This window comes from Lysobacter sp. ESA13C (assembly GCF_019970005.1).
GTDB lineage: Bacteria > Pseudomonadota > Gammaproteobacteria > Xanthomonadales > Xanthomonadaceae > Lysobacter > Lysobacter antibioticus_B.
Window position 1 is genome coordinate 488905 of the sequence record NZ_JAHXYK010000003.1, and the last position, 13857, is coordinate 502761.

The 13857-nt window shown below is 67.0% G+C and carries 13 protein-coding genes; 4 read left to right on the forward strand and 9 right to left on the reverse strand.

All coding sequences use genetic code 11. The features are described from left to right. Positions 1–2: 2 nt before the first annotated feature. Positions 3–1214: an O-succinylhomoserine (thiol)-lyase gene (locus LC490_RS08255; RefSeq protein WP_223619860.1), complete on the forward strand. Its 1212-nt coding sequence runs from the start codon at positions 3–5 to the stop codon at positions 1212–1214. Next, a complete protein-coding gene (locus tag LC490_RS08260; protein ID WP_343223006.1) occupies positions 1211–2344 on the forward strand; it encodes a homoserine dehydrogenase in 1134 nt (377 codons plus the stop codon). The genes LC490_RS08255 and LC490_RS08260 overlap by 4 nt, the downstream gene beginning before the upstream one ends. A gap of 368 nt (positions 2345–2712) precedes the next feature. On the opposite strand, the gene LC490_RS08265 is transcribed toward LC490_RS08260, so the two are convergent. The 3 genes from LC490_RS08265 to LC490_RS08280 all read right to left on the reverse strand — a co-directional run bounded on the left by LC490_RS08265 (position 2713) and on the right by LC490_RS08280 (position 7188). Further along, a complete protein-coding gene (locus LC490_RS08265) occupies positions 2713–3081 on the reverse strand; it encodes a hypothetical protein (protein WP_223619861.1) in 369 nt (122 codons plus the stop codon). 648 nt (positions 3082–3729) lie between these two features. Continuing rightward, positions 3730–5745, reverse strand: coding sequence for a glycosyl hydrolase family 18 protein (locus tag LC490_RS24580; protein ID WP_343223011.1), 2016 nt, complete (start codon positions 5743–5745; stop codon positions 3730–3732). A 1107-nt stretch (positions 5746–6852) separates the two neighbouring features. Beyond that, on the reverse strand, positions 6853–7188 hold the full coding sequence (locus LC490_RS08280) for a hypothetical protein (protein ID WP_223619862.1): 336 nt from the start codon (positions 7186–7188) through the stop codon (positions 6853–6855). A 103-nt stretch (positions 7189–7291) separates the two neighbouring features. Between LC490_RS08280 and LC490_RS08285 the strand changes: the two genes are divergently transcribed. Further along, a complete protein-coding gene (locus LC490_RS08285) occupies positions 7292–7747 on the forward strand; it encodes a hypothetical protein (protein WP_223619863.1) in 456 nt (151 codons plus the stop codon). Between the two features lie 45 nt (positions 7748–7792). Here the strand turns inward: LC490_RS08285 and LC490_RS08290 are convergent, their stop codons facing one another. From LC490_RS08290 to LC490_RS08300, 3 genes are all read right to left on the reverse strand, one after another. After that, entirely contained in the window at positions 7793–8086 is a 294-nt protein-coding gene (locus LC490_RS08290; RefSeq protein WP_223619864.1) for a cytochrome c, read from the reverse strand. A gap of 437 nt (positions 8087–8523) precedes the next feature. Then, positions 8524–9249, reverse strand: a complete 726-nt coding sequence (locus LC490_RS08295; protein ID WP_223619865.1) for an alpha/beta hydrolase — start codon at positions 9247–9249, stop codon at positions 8524–8526. A gap of 7 nt (positions 9250–9256) precedes the next feature. After that, positions 9257–10660, reverse strand: coding sequence for an L-serine ammonia-lyase (locus LC490_RS08300; RefSeq protein WP_057970771.1), 1404 nt, complete (start codon positions 10658–10660; stop codon positions 9257–9259). Between the two features lie 169 nt (positions 10661–10829). Here LC490_RS08300 and LC490_RS08305 point away from each other — a divergent pair, with 169 nt between their 5' ends. After that, positions 10830–11063 (forward strand): glutaredoxin family protein, encoded by a 234-nt coding sequence (locus LC490_RS08305; protein WP_223619971.1) that lies wholly within the window; start codon positions 10830–10832, stop codon positions 11061–11063. A 735-nt stretch (positions 11064–11798) separates the two neighbouring features. On the opposite strand, the gene LC490_RS08310 is transcribed toward LC490_RS08305, so the two are convergent. From LC490_RS08310 to LC490_RS08320, 3 genes are read right to left on the reverse strand one after another with little or no spacing between them, the layout of a single operon-like run. Continuing rightward, entirely contained in the window at positions 11799–12353 is a 555-nt protein-coding gene (locus LC490_RS08310) for a YceI family protein (protein ID WP_031370983.1), read from the reverse strand. Then, on the reverse strand, positions 12343–12963 hold the full coding sequence (locus tag LC490_RS08315; RefSeq protein ID WP_081930640.1) for a cytochrome b: 621 nt from the start codon (positions 12961–12963) through the stop codon (positions 12343–12345). The genes LC490_RS08310 and LC490_RS08315 overlap by 11 nt, the downstream gene beginning before the upstream one ends. Then, positions 12960–13715, reverse strand: a complete 756-nt coding sequence (locus LC490_RS08320; protein ID WP_223619866.1) for a YceI family protein — start codon at positions 13713–13715, stop codon at positions 12960–12962. The genes LC490_RS08315 and LC490_RS08320 overlap by 4 nt, the downstream gene beginning before the upstream one ends. Positions 13716–13857 lie beyond the last annotated feature (142 nt).

Sequence of the window (13857 nt, forward strand, 5' to 3'; positions counted from 1 at the left end):
CAGTGACCACGACCCCCAGCACGACCCCCACCCGCAGCACCTGCACCGCCGCCGTGCGCGCCGGCATCGACCGCGACACCGCCTACGGTGCGGTGACGCCGCCGATCGTGCTGTCGTCGAACTTCAGCTTCGCCGGCTTCAACGACAAGCGCCAATACGACTACACCCGTAGCGGCAACCCCACCCGCGACCTGCTCGGCGAAGCGCTGGCCGAACTGGAAGGCGGCGCCGGCGGCGTCATCACCTCGACCGGCATGTCCGCGATCACCCTGGTGCTGCACGCCTTCCTCAAGCCCGGCGACCGCATCGTGGTGCCGCACGACGGCTACGGCGGCAGCTGGCGCCTGTTCAATGCGCTGGCGGCGAAGGGCGCGTTCGAGCTGATCACCGCCGACCTGACCGACCCGCGTTCGCTGACCGAAGCGCTGGCGACCAAGCCGGCCGTGGTCTGGATCGAAACCCCGTCGAACCCGCTGCTGCGCATCACCGACCTGCGCTTCGTGATCGAGGCCGCGCACGCCCAGGGCGCGCTGACCGTGGTCGATAACACCTTCCTGTCGCCGGCGCTGCAGCGCCCGATCGCGTTCGGCGCCGACCTGGTCGTGCATTCGACCACCAAGTACATCAACGGCCACAGCGACGTCGTCGGCGGTGCCGTGGTCGCCAAGAACGCCGAGCATCACCAGCAGCTGACCTGGTGGGCCAATGCGCTCGGCCTGACCGGCTCGCCGTTCGACGCCTTCCTGACCCTGCGCGGCCTGCGCACCCTCGATGCGCGCCTGCGCGTGCACCAGGAAAACACCCTGGCCATCGCGACCCTGCTCGACAACCATCCGGCCGTCCGCGTGGTGCATTACCCAGGCCTGGAATCGCATCCGGGGCATGCACTCGCCGCGCGCCAGCAGAAGGGCTTCGGCGCGATGCTCAGCGTCGAGATCGAAGGCGGCGAAGATGCAGTGCGGGCTTTCGTCGAAGGGCTGACCTGTTTCACTCTGGCCGAATCGCTGGGCGGCGTCGAAAGCCTGATCGCGCATCCGGCGACCATGACCCATGCCGCGATGTCGCTGGAAGCGCGCACCGCCGCCGGCATCAGCGACGGCCTGCTGCGGCTGTCGATCGGCATCGAGCACGTCGACGACCTGGTCGCCGATCTCGAAGCCGCGCTCGAACGTGCCGCCGCTGCGGTGGCCACGGCGGCGCGCGTCAAACGATGAGCGTCGCGGCCAGCGCCCTGCACGGGCAGGTTTCGCAGGCGCGGCCGCGCTCGACTGCCGCCGCGGCCCACGCCGCGCCGGCGCGGGTCGCCTTGCTCGGCACCGGCACGGTCGGCGGCGCGGTGATCGCGCGGCTGGCCTCGTGGCGCGGCACCGCGCTCGGCGAGCGCCTGTCGCTGGTGCATGTCGCCAACTCGCGCCGCGCCGCGGTCGGCCTCGACGGCATCGCGCCCGAGCGGGCGGTCGCCGCCCTGGCCGATTCGGCGCAGGCCAGTTCGCTGAGCGATATCGCCTTGGCGCTCGAAGGCGAGGGCGCGCGGGTGGTGATCGATGCGACCGCCAGCGAGGCCGTCGCCGAGCAGCATGCGCAGTGGCTGGCGCAAGGCATCCATGTGGTCACCGCTTGCAAGATCGGCCAGGGCACGTCCTTGACGCGTTGGCGCGCGATCCGCGAAGCCTGTGCGCAGGGCGGCAGCGGCTACGGCGACAGCGCCACCGTCGGCGCCGGGTTGCCGCTGCTGCGCAGCCTGCGCGAGTTGCAGGCTGGCGGCGACCGCATCCATGCCATCGCCGGCGTACTGTCGGGCTCGCTGGCCTGGCTGTTCAATCATTACGACGGCATGCGCCCGTTCTCGGCGCTGGTGCGCCAGGCGCGCGATGCCGGCTACACCGAGCCCGACCCGCGCGACGACCTGTCCGGCGAAGACGTGCGGCGCAAGCTGCTGATTCTCGCCCGCGCCGCCGGCGTGGCGTTGGACGCCGGCGACGTCGAAGTGTCCTCGCTGGTGCCGCCGGAGCTGGCGATTCTGTCGCGCGACGGCGTCGACGCGGCGCTGCCGGCGCTCGATGCGCCCTTGCGCGAGCGCTATGCCGAGGCCTACAAGAACGGCGAGAAGCTGCGCTTCATCGCCCGCCTCGAACGCGGCGAGGATGGCCGCGTTTCGGCGAGGGTCGGCTTGGAATCTTTGCCGGGCGACCATCCGCTGGCCGGTGGTGCGGGCACCGACAACAAGGTCGCCATCTGGTCGGATCGCTACAAGGTGCAGCCGCTGGTGATCCAGGGCCCGGGCGCGGGCGCGGAAGTGACTGCCGCCGGTTTGCTGGACGATGTGTTGCGTCTGGTGGGGTGAGTGGGGTGCCGTAGCCTGCCGCTTGCACGGGTAGGAGGGGCGTCCGACTGGATTCCCTTCGATCACAAGCCGCGAAGACGTCGTCGCGGATTTGTGTCGGTGCCGTCCGAGACCTCTGTAGGAGCGACGTGAGTCGCGACCGCGGGACGCGCAGAGAGCGCAATGCCGATGACGCCCATCGAAGCGACAAGCTTTCGCAGGGGTAGGAGCGGCGCGAGCCGCGACCGCAGTGTTTCGGTCTTGCGGCGCATCCATCAAGCAATACCAAGATTAAACGCCAAGAGCTTCCGCCACTAAAGCGGCGGGTTACTTTCTTTTGTCATAAGCAACAAAAGAAAGGTAACCAAAGAAAAATGCTTTTTTTTGAGTCAAGGGCCCGCGCGCTCGATGCCGACGCAGGGATTTTTCATACGGGACATCCCTGTCCCGATGAAAAACGGCGCGCGTCCCTGCGCGCCGCCCTTCGGGTCTTCTATGGCCTTCGCTAGTGCGATGCTGCGCACAGCAACAGCAACAGCAACAGCAACAGCAACAGCGCGACGGCTTGCTTGAGGCTTTTGGGTAGGAGCGGCGCGAGCCGCGACCGCGAATCCGCGGCTGCCGGCGCCGTGATCGTGGTTGCGCGGACGCGGCTTGTGACCGAAGGAAATCCAGTCGGGCGCCGCTCCTGCCCCTAGAGCGAGATTCGCCGTTGCCGTTGCCGGGATTTTGATTTGCTTTGCCGCTTTGCCGGTCAACTGGAGACCCGGAGGGCGGCGCACAGGATGTGCGCCGTTTTTCGATAGGACAAGGGTGTCCTATCGAAAAATCCCGGCGACAGCATCGCACTCGTGGCCTGTGCCCTTGCAAGGAGAGCCCTTTTCTTTGGTTACCTTTCTTTTGGGCTTAGCAAAAGAAAGTAACCCGGCCGCGTCAGCGGACGGAAGCTCTACTCTTGAAGTTGCTACATCGCTCTGCGGTAAGACACGCAGCAATCGCCGCGACGCGGTCGCGACTCGCGTCGCTCCTACCCTCGCGACAGTCTGCGGCCTCGATGAATAAGGGCAGCGGCGCAGCCTCTGCACATCCCGCGGTCGCGGCTCACGCCGCTCCTACAAGGGGGCGGTGGACTGCGCCCCCCAAAAACGAAATCGGAGCGCCGATCGGGGGGATGATCGGCGCTCCGTTGCATATCACCGCGACGTATCGCTCGCCGCGGCTTTGCAAAACTGTACCGAGGACGCGCCAAGCGGCGTGCCTTCGTAGAACGTGTCGCGTAGAACGGTTGCGGCATCCACCTGCGGTGGGAAGCGCGATTCGATGTCCTCATCCGCAAGCCCTCTCCCGCGAGGGGAGAGGGCATTGTCGGGTGCGGATTACCTCATGCCGTCTTACTTCAGGCCGCCTTACTTCAGACCGTCGCTGACCGCGGTGGCCAGGCTGCCCTGGGCGTCGTCGCCGCTGAACTCCCAGAAGAATGCGCCGCCGAGGTTCTGCGCCTTCACGTAGGTCATCTTCTGGCCGATCACGGCCGGGGTGTCGTAGCTCCAGAACGTGGTGCCGTTGTACTTCCAGCTCGCAGTGGCGTTGGCGTCGGTGTGGACGGTGCCGGCGAGGTTCTTGAGGACCTTGTAGTCCTCGATGCCGGCTTCGTAGGTGCCCGGTGCCGCGGTGCCGCTCTGGTACAGGCCGTTATTGACGTTGGGCACGTTGGTCCAGCCGCGGCCGTAGAAGCCGATGCCGAGGTTGAGCTTCGAGGCCGGCACGCCGCGCGACAGGAAGGCTTCGATGGCGTCGTTGGAGTTGTAGAACTTCTGGTCGCCGGTCGAAGGATCGTTCGGCGAGGCGAACAGGGCCGAGTGATGGTTGGTCTTCGGATCCCACGCGCCGTGGAAGTCGTAGGTCATCACGTTGATGAAGTCGAGGTACTGGTGATACGCGGCCGGGTCGGTGACGCGGATCTTGTCGATGCCGGCGCCCACGGCGACGGTCAGCAACAGGCCCGGACGCACCGCATCGAGCTGCTTGCGGAACTCGGCCATCAGAGCGTTGAAGTTGGCCTTGTCCTCCGGCGCGCCGCAGGAAATGCCGCAGGCGACCGGGTATTCCCAATCGATGTCGATGCCGTCGAACACGCCGGCCGCCGCACCCGGGCCGCCCGCGCTGTCGGTGACCGGTAGGTTGCCCTTGATGTAGGCGTCGACGCACGAAGCCACGAAGGCCTGGCGGTTCTCCGGACGCGCCGCGCTGGAGAAGCCGCGCGACCAGGTCCAGCCGCCGAGCGAAATCAGCACCTTGAGATTCGGGTGCTTGGCCTTGAGCTGCTTGAGCTGGTTCCAGTTGCCGCGCAGCTTCTGGTCCCAGGTGTCGCCGACACCGCTGACGCTTTCGCCGGCCGGGAAGGACTTGGTGTAGTCGGCGAAGGCGTCGCCGCCGACGCCGGTGTTCGGATCGGAAGGCACGGTCAGGCCGACTTCGCAGCGGTTGTTGCGGACGTTGCCGAAGGCGTAGTTGATGTGGGTCATCTTCGCCGCCGAACCGCTGGTGTCGATGTTCTTGACCCGGTAGCCGCGGCCGTAGATGCCCCACTGGACGAAGTAGCCGATCACCTTCTTGCTGCCGCCCGGACCGGTCGGCTTGGTGGTGGCGCTGAACGATGCGCTCTGCGCCGAGGCGTTGCTGGCGTTGTCGCGCGCACGCACGGTGAAGCTGTAGCTGGTGCTGGCCGCCAGGCCGCTGCTGACATAGCTGTTGCCGCTCGGCGAGCCGACCAGGCTGCCGTTGCGGTAAACGTCGTAGCCGGCCACGCCGCTGCCGCCGGCGTTGTCGGTCGATGCGTTCCAGGCCAGCGAGATGCTGCTGGAGGTCTGCGACGGCGAGGACAGCCCGCTCGGCACGCTCGGCGGCGTGGTGTCGGTGGGGCCGGCGCCGACGGTGATGCTGACCGCGGACGAAGTAGTGGTCGCGTTCTGGTTGTCCTTGGCCACTGCAGTGAAGCTGTGGTTGCCGGCGGTCGCGTTGTTCCAGCTCACGCCGTAGGGCGAGCTGGTATCGACGCCGAGCGAAGCGGTGCCGCGGAAGAACTCGACGCTGGCGATGCTGCCGTCGCTGTCGGCGGCGTTGGCGCTGACGGCGATGTTGGCGCCGGCGTTGTAGTTGGCGCCGTTGCTCGGCGCGGTCAGCGAAACGGTCGGCGACTGATTGCCGGGGCCGGTGCCGCAGACGCCCAGGTCGACGTACCAGCCGCAGCTCGGACAATGCGTCGGCGGCGTGTTCCAGATCTGCGTGGCGGCTTGATAGAGATGGTTCTGGTACGTCAGCTTGTCGCCGGCGTTGTAGATCGTGGATGGGTTCCAGGCAGGAACCCCGGTGCAGGACGCGCCCTGCGCATACGCCGTCGATAGCGACGACGCGGCGAACATGGCGGACAGCAACAGCAGGTTGGCGGACCGTGCGTGTCTCATGATGCTTCCTCTCTCCCGTGCATAGTCAAGACAGTGCCGGCCATGACCGGCCAGCGGCAGTTCCCCGCCGTGTTTGAAAAAAGGCCGTGGCCTTCCGTCCTGCATGGGAGGCTCGTGCCTCCTCGAGTGATCGGCGCTCGCGCCGTCGTGTGCTGTGCTGCGGTCCTGCGGCGTACTGCCGCCGTGGCGGCGCGACCGGTGCGATAGGCCGGTCGTACGCGGTGTCGCTGTGCGGCTGCGCCGCGATCCCTCGGCATCCTCCCTGCGATGACGCTGCGTTGGGTACGCCCGGACGGGCGCCTGCTCGCTGGTGGGCAAACTGGGCTCGTGTGACAACGTTGTCAACTCGTCATTCAAGCCTTTGCGCTCTGGTTCACAGAACGCCATGACAACGTTCGCCGAATGCAAAGGAATTTGCTGCGTCGCAGCGCGAAACGAAACTTGTTGATCTTGAAAAACAGTGACATAGAGGGATGTCTCAAAGACATTACTGCCCATCGCAGGTCATTGTCGGCGACAGTCGCGCGCTATGGCGCAGTGCAGCATCGGGAGTGCGCGAGATTGCGGCGGTGCCGCGGGCGTCGATGAGGGGCGGTGCCGGCGACGCGTGTTCGCGACTTGTCAATGTCGCGCCGATGGCGGTCGCAGCTTGTCGGGTAGGAGCGGCGCAAGCCGCGACCGCGTTGTTTCGGGTTTGCTGCGTTTCTCTCAAGCAAGACCAAGATCAAACGCCAAAAGCTTCCGCCGCTGAAGCGGCGGGTTACTTTCTTTTGTCATAAGCAACAAAAGAAAAGTAACCAAAGAAAAATGCTTTTCTTTGAATCACAGGCCCGCACGTTCGATGCCGACGCAGGGCTCTACATACGGGACGTCCCTGTCCCGATGAAAAACGGCCTGCATCCATGCAGGCCGCCCTCCGGGTCTTCGATTGCCTTCGCTAGTGCGAAGCTGCGCACAGCAACAGCAACAGCAACAGCAACAGCAACAGCGACGGCGACGGCGACGGTAATCGTACGGCTGCGACGGCTTGGGGGTAGGAGCGGGGTCCGATTGGATTTACTTCGGTCACAAGCTGCGACCACGAGGCGCGCCGAGCGCTTCGAGGCGGCGGCGATTGAAGCGCTCGGGCGCTTCGACTTGCGGCGAACGGTCGAGTTCGTCGAATTCGATCAAGGTCGAGTGTGCGATGTTTCGGCTTGAGTTCGGCCGAGGCGAGATCGCGATTGATCGCGGATAGCCGAAGCCTTCGGGTTTCAGGCCGAACGAGGGGCGCCGCCGGTTCGGCAGCGCCCGACGACAGCGCGAGCAGCGCCGGCAATGCGGCGAGGATGGGCTTGCGCACCGGCGCTTCTCCTTGAAGGGGAAAATCCAAGCCGCGTCCTCGCGGCGGTGATCGGCCAAGCCGACGCCCGGGCGACAGCATCGAGATCTGTTACAAATCGCCGCGCCGCTTGCCCCTATAGTCCGAGGCTTCCGGCGCACGGCCGGCCACCAGGGGACGAGCATGGATCTGCGAGTGTTGGGCGCTGTGGCGATATGCGGTTTGATGGGGGCGGTGCCGGCCTTGGCGACGCCGCCGGTGATCGTCGAAGCGCCGAGCTGCCCCCATCGAAAGCTGGATACGGTCGAGATCGAAGCCGGCAGCCGGGTCAGCGAGGGCACGATCGACCGTATGCCGACGCCGGTGAGTTACCGGCTGGCCTTCAACCGTCTCGCCGAGGTGGCGCAGGAAAAAGGCGCCAACGCGGTGGTGCTGCGCGGCCATCGCGCGACCTACTTCACCCGCGATGGCCGGCGTTCGAAGCAGGCCGTGCACGTGCAACTGCGGGGCGCCGCGATCCTGATCGAAGGCGATCCGGCGGACTGCGCGATGAAGCTGGTCAGCCCGCGCGACTACGCCACCCGCCCCGACGATCCGCGCATCGTGGAAACGCCATCGACCCAGGCCTACGACGACTGATGCCGGTGGGTTCGCGAGCGGCGAGGGCTTGAGCGCCCGCGGGACTCAGCGATGCCCCGACTCTGACGTTGCCGAGCGCAGTGCGCGCACCCGTTCGGCCGACACCGGCTCGGTGCGGCCGCCGTAACGGCTACGCAGCCAGTTCGCGAGTTCGGCGACCTGGGCGTCGTCGAGTTGCTCACCGAAGCCCGGTATGTCCTGCATGCGTTCCAAGCCCGGGAGGTCGTGCTCGGGCAAACCGTCGAGGATGGCGGCGATCAGGTTGTGCGGATTCGCATCGCGGAGGCTGCTGTTGCCGCGCAGGGCCGGTGGCCGCCGCGGCCGTGGCAACCGGCGCATAAGGCGAAATAACGATCCTCGCAGGCGAGGCGACGGCCGGATGCGCAAGCGTCGTGGCCGGGCGGGGCGAATCGCCGGTGAGATAGGTCGCGATGGCACCGAGGTCCTTGCCGTCGAGCCGGGTGGTCGACAGGTTCACGACCTTGAGCATTTCGTCCGAGGCCACCGCTGGCACTGCGGTGCCCGTGGCGAGATAAGCGCGCAGGCTCGCGCGGTCCCAGCCTCGCGCCGCCAGACCGGTTGGGGTGAGGTCGGGCGCGGCAAGGCGACCGAGCTCGTCGTTGCCGGTCAATGGGCGGTCGCGGTCGACCTGGCCGAGCCAACCGCGCGGGCTGTGGCATTCGCCGCAATGGCCGAGCGTTTCGACCAGGTACTCGCCGCGCTTCCACGCCGCCGAACTGCCTTGCGAGGCCGGCCGCGCCGTTGCGGGCCGGGGCTCAGTCGCCGCCTGCGCTCGCGAACTCGTCGCGCCAGGCGCGTATGGCTGCCGCCGCAGCGGGCGCGCGGGCCTGCAGCAGGAAATGCGGCGCGTCGATCTCGATGCAGCGCACGTCCGGCCGGGCCTCGGCGACGCGCCGCCAACTGTCGCGAGACACCAGGCGGTCGTGGCGGGCGCGCAGGAACAGCAGCGGGCAGGCGATCTCGGCCAGGGCCTCTGTGACGTCGGCCGCGCCGCCTTCGCGCAGGCGATGGCGCATCACTGCCGGATCGAGCGAAGCCAGCAGCGGGCCCAGGCGCGCGCGCCATTGCGGCGAGGACCAGCGGCCGAGCATGGTTGCGGCGACCCAGCGCGTCGGCATGCGGGCCAGCGGCAGCAGCCCGGCTAGCCGCGCCAGCGTTGCGGCGTTCAAGGGCGAGCCCGGCGGCCGCGGCGCGCGGGCGAACGATGCGCACAACACCAGGCCGGCGAGCCGCGGCGGCTTCGATGCGGCGAGGCGGATCGCGATGGGGCCGGAGAACGACTCGCCGATCAACAGATAGGGTTCGTCGGCCGGCAACCGCGGCTGCACCCGTTCGGCCAGTTCCTCGTAACCCAGGATGCGGTCGCGCGGGTAGGCGACGACCTCGGTGTCGAAGGCCGGCGCCATCGCCGCGACGAAATCCGACAGCAGTTCGCCAGTGCCGTCCATGCCGGGCAGCACGATGCAGCGCATCGCGCTCATCCCGGCCTCAGCACTCGATGACGTTGACCGCCAGGCCGCCGCGTGAGGTTTCCTTGTACTTGTCCTGCATGTCGCGGCCGGTGTCGCGCATGGTCTTGATGACCTTGTCGAGGCTGACCTTGTGCTTGCCGTCGCCGCGCATGGCCATGCGGTAGGCGTTGATCGCCTTGACCGCGCCCATCGCGTTGCGTTCGATGCAGGGAATCTGCACCAGGCCGCCGATCGGGTCGCAGGTCAGGCCGAGGTTGTGCTCCATGCCGATTTCGGCCGCGTTCTCGATCTGGCTCGGGGTGCCGCCGAGGGCGCCGACCAAACCCGCCGCGGCCATCGAACAAGCCACGCCGACCTCGCCCTGGCAGCCGACTTCGGCGCCGCTGATCGAGGCGTTTTCCTTGTACAGGATGCCGACCGCGGCCGCGGTCAGCAGGAAGTTGCGCACGCCCTGCAGGTTGGCCCCGGGGCAGAAGCGGTCGTAGTAGTGCAGCACCGAGGGAATGATGCCGGCGGCGCCGTTGGTCGGCGCGGTGACGACGCGCCCGCCGGCGGCGTTCTCTTCGTTGACCGCGAGTGCATACAGGTTGACCCAGTCGAGCACGGTCAGCGGATCGCGCATCGCCGCTTCGGGCTTGCTCGACAGTTCGTCGAACAAGGCCGGCGCGCGGCGCGAAACGTGCAGGCCGCCGGGCAGGGTGCCGGTTTCGCGGATGCCGCGCGCGACGCAGGACTGCATCGCGTTCCAGATTGCGTCGAGGCCGTCGTTGATTTCTTCGGTGCTGCGCCAGACCCGCTCGTTGGCCATCATCATCTCGGCGATGCTGAGGCCGCTGCGTTGCGCCTGCGCCAACAGCTCGTCGCCGGAATGGAAGGGATAGGGCTGATCGGTGGTGTCGGCGACGATGCGGTCTTCGGCCGCTTCGTCCTGGTTGACCACGAAGCCGCCGCCGACCGAGTAGTAGTCGCGCGTGGCGATGACTTCGCCGGCCGCGTCGTAGGCGGTGAAACGCATGCCGTTGGTGTGGAACGGCAGCTTCTGGCGCTTGTTCATGATCAGATCGTGCTTCTCGTCGAAGCCGATCTCGTGGCGGCCGAACAAACGGATGCGCTTGGTGCTGCGGATGCGTTCGAGCGCGGCCGGGATGATGTCGGGATCGATCAGGTTCGGCCAATGGCCTTCCAGCCCCATCAGCACGGCCTTGTCGGTGCCGTGGCCGCGGCCGGTCAGCGCGAGCGAGCCGAACACTTCGGCGCGCACGCGCGCGGTGCGGGCGAGGTCGGCGCCTTCGGCTTCGCTGTTGCAGCCTTCGATGAGCCAGCGCTCGATGAAGCGCGCGGCGGCGCGCATCGGGCCGACGGTGTGGGACGAGCTCGGGCCGATGCCGATCTTGAACAGGTCGAAACTGCTGACTGCCACGGGCTTGCTGCTCCAACGAAGGAAGAAGTCGGACGATGCTGGCGGACCGCGCGCCGCCGGCATCCGGACCGCGATGCCGCGGGAGGCGCGGAGCCGCTTATTCTACGCAGGTCGACCTGTTCCCGACGCCATACTGCGCCGCATTGCCGTGATCACGACCGCTCCCGCCCTGACCCTGTTCCAGCGCGACGACTGCCACTTGTGCGATCTCGCGCTGGAGGTGCTGGCGCAGGCCCGCGCGCCCGAGTTCGAGAGCGTCTTCATCGACGAGGACGAGGGCCTGGAGGCGCTGTACGGGATGCGGGTGCCGGTATTGCGGGATGAGGCGGGTGGGGTGGAGTTGGATTGGCCGTTCGATGCGGCGGCGGTGGCACTGTTGTTGGGGCGGACGGGTGAGGGGTGAGGGACCGAGTTGCGTCTACTGGCTCTCGGCTGTCGTATGTCGGGGGTTGAGCGACCATACGCTCCTCAGCGTGGACATTATTGAAATCCGGATTTGATGTTCTTCCACGGCCACGGCCAAGGCTGTTGCTGTGCGCAGCCGAGCACTAGCGAAGGCAATCGAAGACCCGGAGGGCGGCGCGCAGGGATGCGCGCCGTTTTTCATCGGGACATGGATGTCCCGTATGAAAAATCCCTGCGTCGGCATCGCTCGTGCGGGCCTGTGATTCAAAACAAAAGCATTTTTCTTTGGTGACTTTCTTTTGTTGCTTTAGACAAAAGAAAGTTACCCGCCGCTTTAGTGGCGGAAGCTTTTAGCGTTTGATCTTGTTTGTATGAACGCCATAAGCAAGTGCAGAGCTTCCGTCCGCTACGCGGCCGGGTTACTTTCTTTTGCTAAGCCCAAAAGTCCGTCTGGATTCCCTTCGGTCAAAGGTAACCAAAGAAAAGGGCTCTCCTTGCAAGGGCACAAGCCACGAGTGCGATGCGCGCGCCGGGATTTTTCGATAAGACGTCCTTGTCTTATCGAAAAACGCCGCACGTCCTGTGCGGCGCCCTCCGGGTCTCCGCTTGACCGGTAAAGCGGCAAAGCAGATCAAAATCACGGCAACGGCAACGGCAACGGCAACGGCAACGGCAACGGCTGGTGCCCGAGCACATGCTCGCTACGGCGCGCCATTGCGGCGCGCCGCCAAACTCACTTCGCCGGAGCGAAGATCACCTTGGTGCTGACCGCGACTTCGTTCGGGATGATCGAGGTGTCGGCCCAATCGCCGCCGCCCACGCCGAAATCCAGGCGCTTGACGGTGGCCTTGCCGGTCAACACCGGCTTGGCGCCGGCGGCCCAGGTGAAGGTCAGGGTCACCGGCTTGGTCGCGCCGCGCAGGTTGAGGCTGCCGTCGGCGGCGTAGTTGTTGCCGCCCAGGCTGCGGAACTTGGTTGCGGTGAAACGGGCCTGCGGAAACTTGGCGATGCTGAAGAAATCCACGCCCTTGAGGGTGTCGTCGCGCTCGCTGTTCTTGGTGTTGGCGCCGGCCAGCGGGATCACCACGTCGAGCTTGGAGGTGTTCAGCTGCGCCGGATCGAAGCTCAGGCGGGCGGTGAAGCCGGGGAAGTTGCCGGCGAAGACTTCGCCCTGGTACTTGGTGGCGAAGGTCAGGCTGGAACCGGTCTGCTGGACGTAGTCGGCGGCGAGCGCGGGCGCGGTGGCGGCGAACAGCAGGCCGGCCAGGGCGAGGGATTTAATCGGCATCGGGGTGCTCCGGAACTTGCGAGAGAGATGGGGAAGGCGAGGCGGCCAGGACCGGCTGCGGTTTGCGACGGCCCGGCAGCATCCGCGTCAGGGTGGCGTCGTTCTGGAACAGGTGGTGATAGAAGGCGGCGCCGGCATGCGCCAGGACCAGGACGAGCAGCAACCAGAAGCCGTATTCATGGATGTCGTGGCTCAGGCGCGACAGGTCTTCGCTGCGTTCGGCGATGCGCGGCAGGTTGAACCAGCCGAAATACTGCAGCGGGTAACCGGAAGAAGAGTTGAACACCCATCCGGAGATCGGCAGGGCGAACATCAGCGCGTACAAGGCCCAATGGGTCAGCGAGGCGATGCGCTCCTGCCAGTGCGGCGTGCCCGCGACCGGGCGCGGGGTGCCGGCATACAAGCGCCACAGCAGGCGCAGCACGACCAGGCTCAACAGGGTCAGGCCCAGCGACTTGTGCAGCGCGTAGATCTTGATCTTCGACGGGCCGTTGCTCATGTCGGTCATGGTCAGGCCGATGATGGCGATGGCGGCGATCAACAGCACGACCGCCCAGTGCAGCAACTGGCTGATCGGGCCCCAGCGGTCGGCGGTGTTCTTGAGAGTCATCGGCGGGGCTCCGGTTCGGGCGTGGCTGCGCTGGAAGAGGGGTCGGGCGGGGTGTCGGTCGGCGAAGGCGGCGGGCCTGGGTCGGGAATCGGTTCGCTGTCGGCCGGGGCGCCGGGCTCGGCATCGAGGTGTTGGTTGCGCACCGCTTCGGCTTCGATGCGCAGCTCGACCTCGTCGCCGATCACCGACTTCCAGGCGTCGATGCCGAACTCGGCGCGGCTCAGGCGCGCGGTCGCCGAGAAGCCGGCGGTGTGGCGGAACGGCGGCAACGGGTGGCGCTTATAGGCATTCAGACGCACGTCCATGCACAGCGGGCGGGTGATGCCGTGCAGGCTCAGGGCGCCACAGACCCGGGCCCGGTCGGACGGGTGTTCGCCCTCGCCCGGCAGCGGCTCGACGCTTTCGGAAACGAACCGGGCGAGCGGATGGCGCTTGCCGTCGAGCAGGTTGGCGGCGAGGGTGGCGGCGTTCCACTTGGCGTCGCCGAGGTCGAGCCGGGCCAACGGCACGCTGACCTCGAGCTTGGCGCTGCGCCAGTCGTCGCGGTTGAACAACAAGCTGCCGCTGGCGCCGGACACCGTGCCGATGGCCTGGGAGAAACCGGCATGCGAGACCGCGAACATCACCCGCGTGTGCACCGGGTCCAGGCCGTAGCGCTGCGGCTCGGCCGCGTGCGCTGCGGCCGCTGCCAGCGCGAGCGGCAGGACGGCGAGCGCGACGGGGACGACGGCGCAACGGCGGGTGAGAGGCATGACAGCTCCGGCAAGGTTCGGGAGGATTCTAGGCACAGCCGCGCAAAGTCGTGTCTAAGCACGCGCAACGATCCGTTTCGACCGCCTGCCCGCCCGGGAGTTCGGCCTCCGCGAGGCCTGCCTCTTGCTTCGTACAGGCGGT

Bases quoted from the DNA above. Each gene is read 5' to 3' on its own strand.
- LC490_RS08290 (WP_223619864.1), bottom strand. From the start codon at position 8,086: ATGCGCCGGTTGCCACGGCCGCGGCGGCCACCGGCCCTGCGCGGCAAC.
- LC490_RS08320 (WP_223619866.1), bottom strand. From the start codon at position 13,715: ATGCCTCTCACCCGCCGTTGCGCCGTCGTCCCCGTCGCGCTCGCCGTC.
- LC490_RS08310 (WP_031370983.1), bottom strand. From the start codon at position 12,353: ATGCCGATTAAATCCCTCGCCCTGGCCGGCCTGCTGTTCGCCGCCACC.
- LC490_RS08315 (WP_081930640.1), bottom strand. From the start codon at position 12,963: ATGACTCTCAAGAACACCGCCGACCGCTGGGGCCCGATCAGCCAGTTG.
- LC490_RS24580 (WP_343223011.1), bottom strand. From the start codon at position 5,745: ATGTTCGCCGCGTCGTCGCTATCGACGGCGTATGCGCAGGGCGCGTCC.
- LC490_RS08260 (WP_343223006.1), top strand. From the start codon at position 1,211: ATGAGCGTCGCGGCCAGCGCCCTGCACGGGCAGGTTTCGCAGGCGCGG.
- LC490_RS08295 (WP_223619865.1), bottom strand. From the start codon at position 9,249: ATGAGCGCGATGCGCTGCATCGTGCTGCCCGGCATGGACGGCACTGGC.
- LC490_RS08285 (WP_223619863.1), top strand. From the start codon at position 7,292: ATGGATCTGCGAGTGTTGGGCGCTGTGGCGATATGCGGTTTGATGGGG.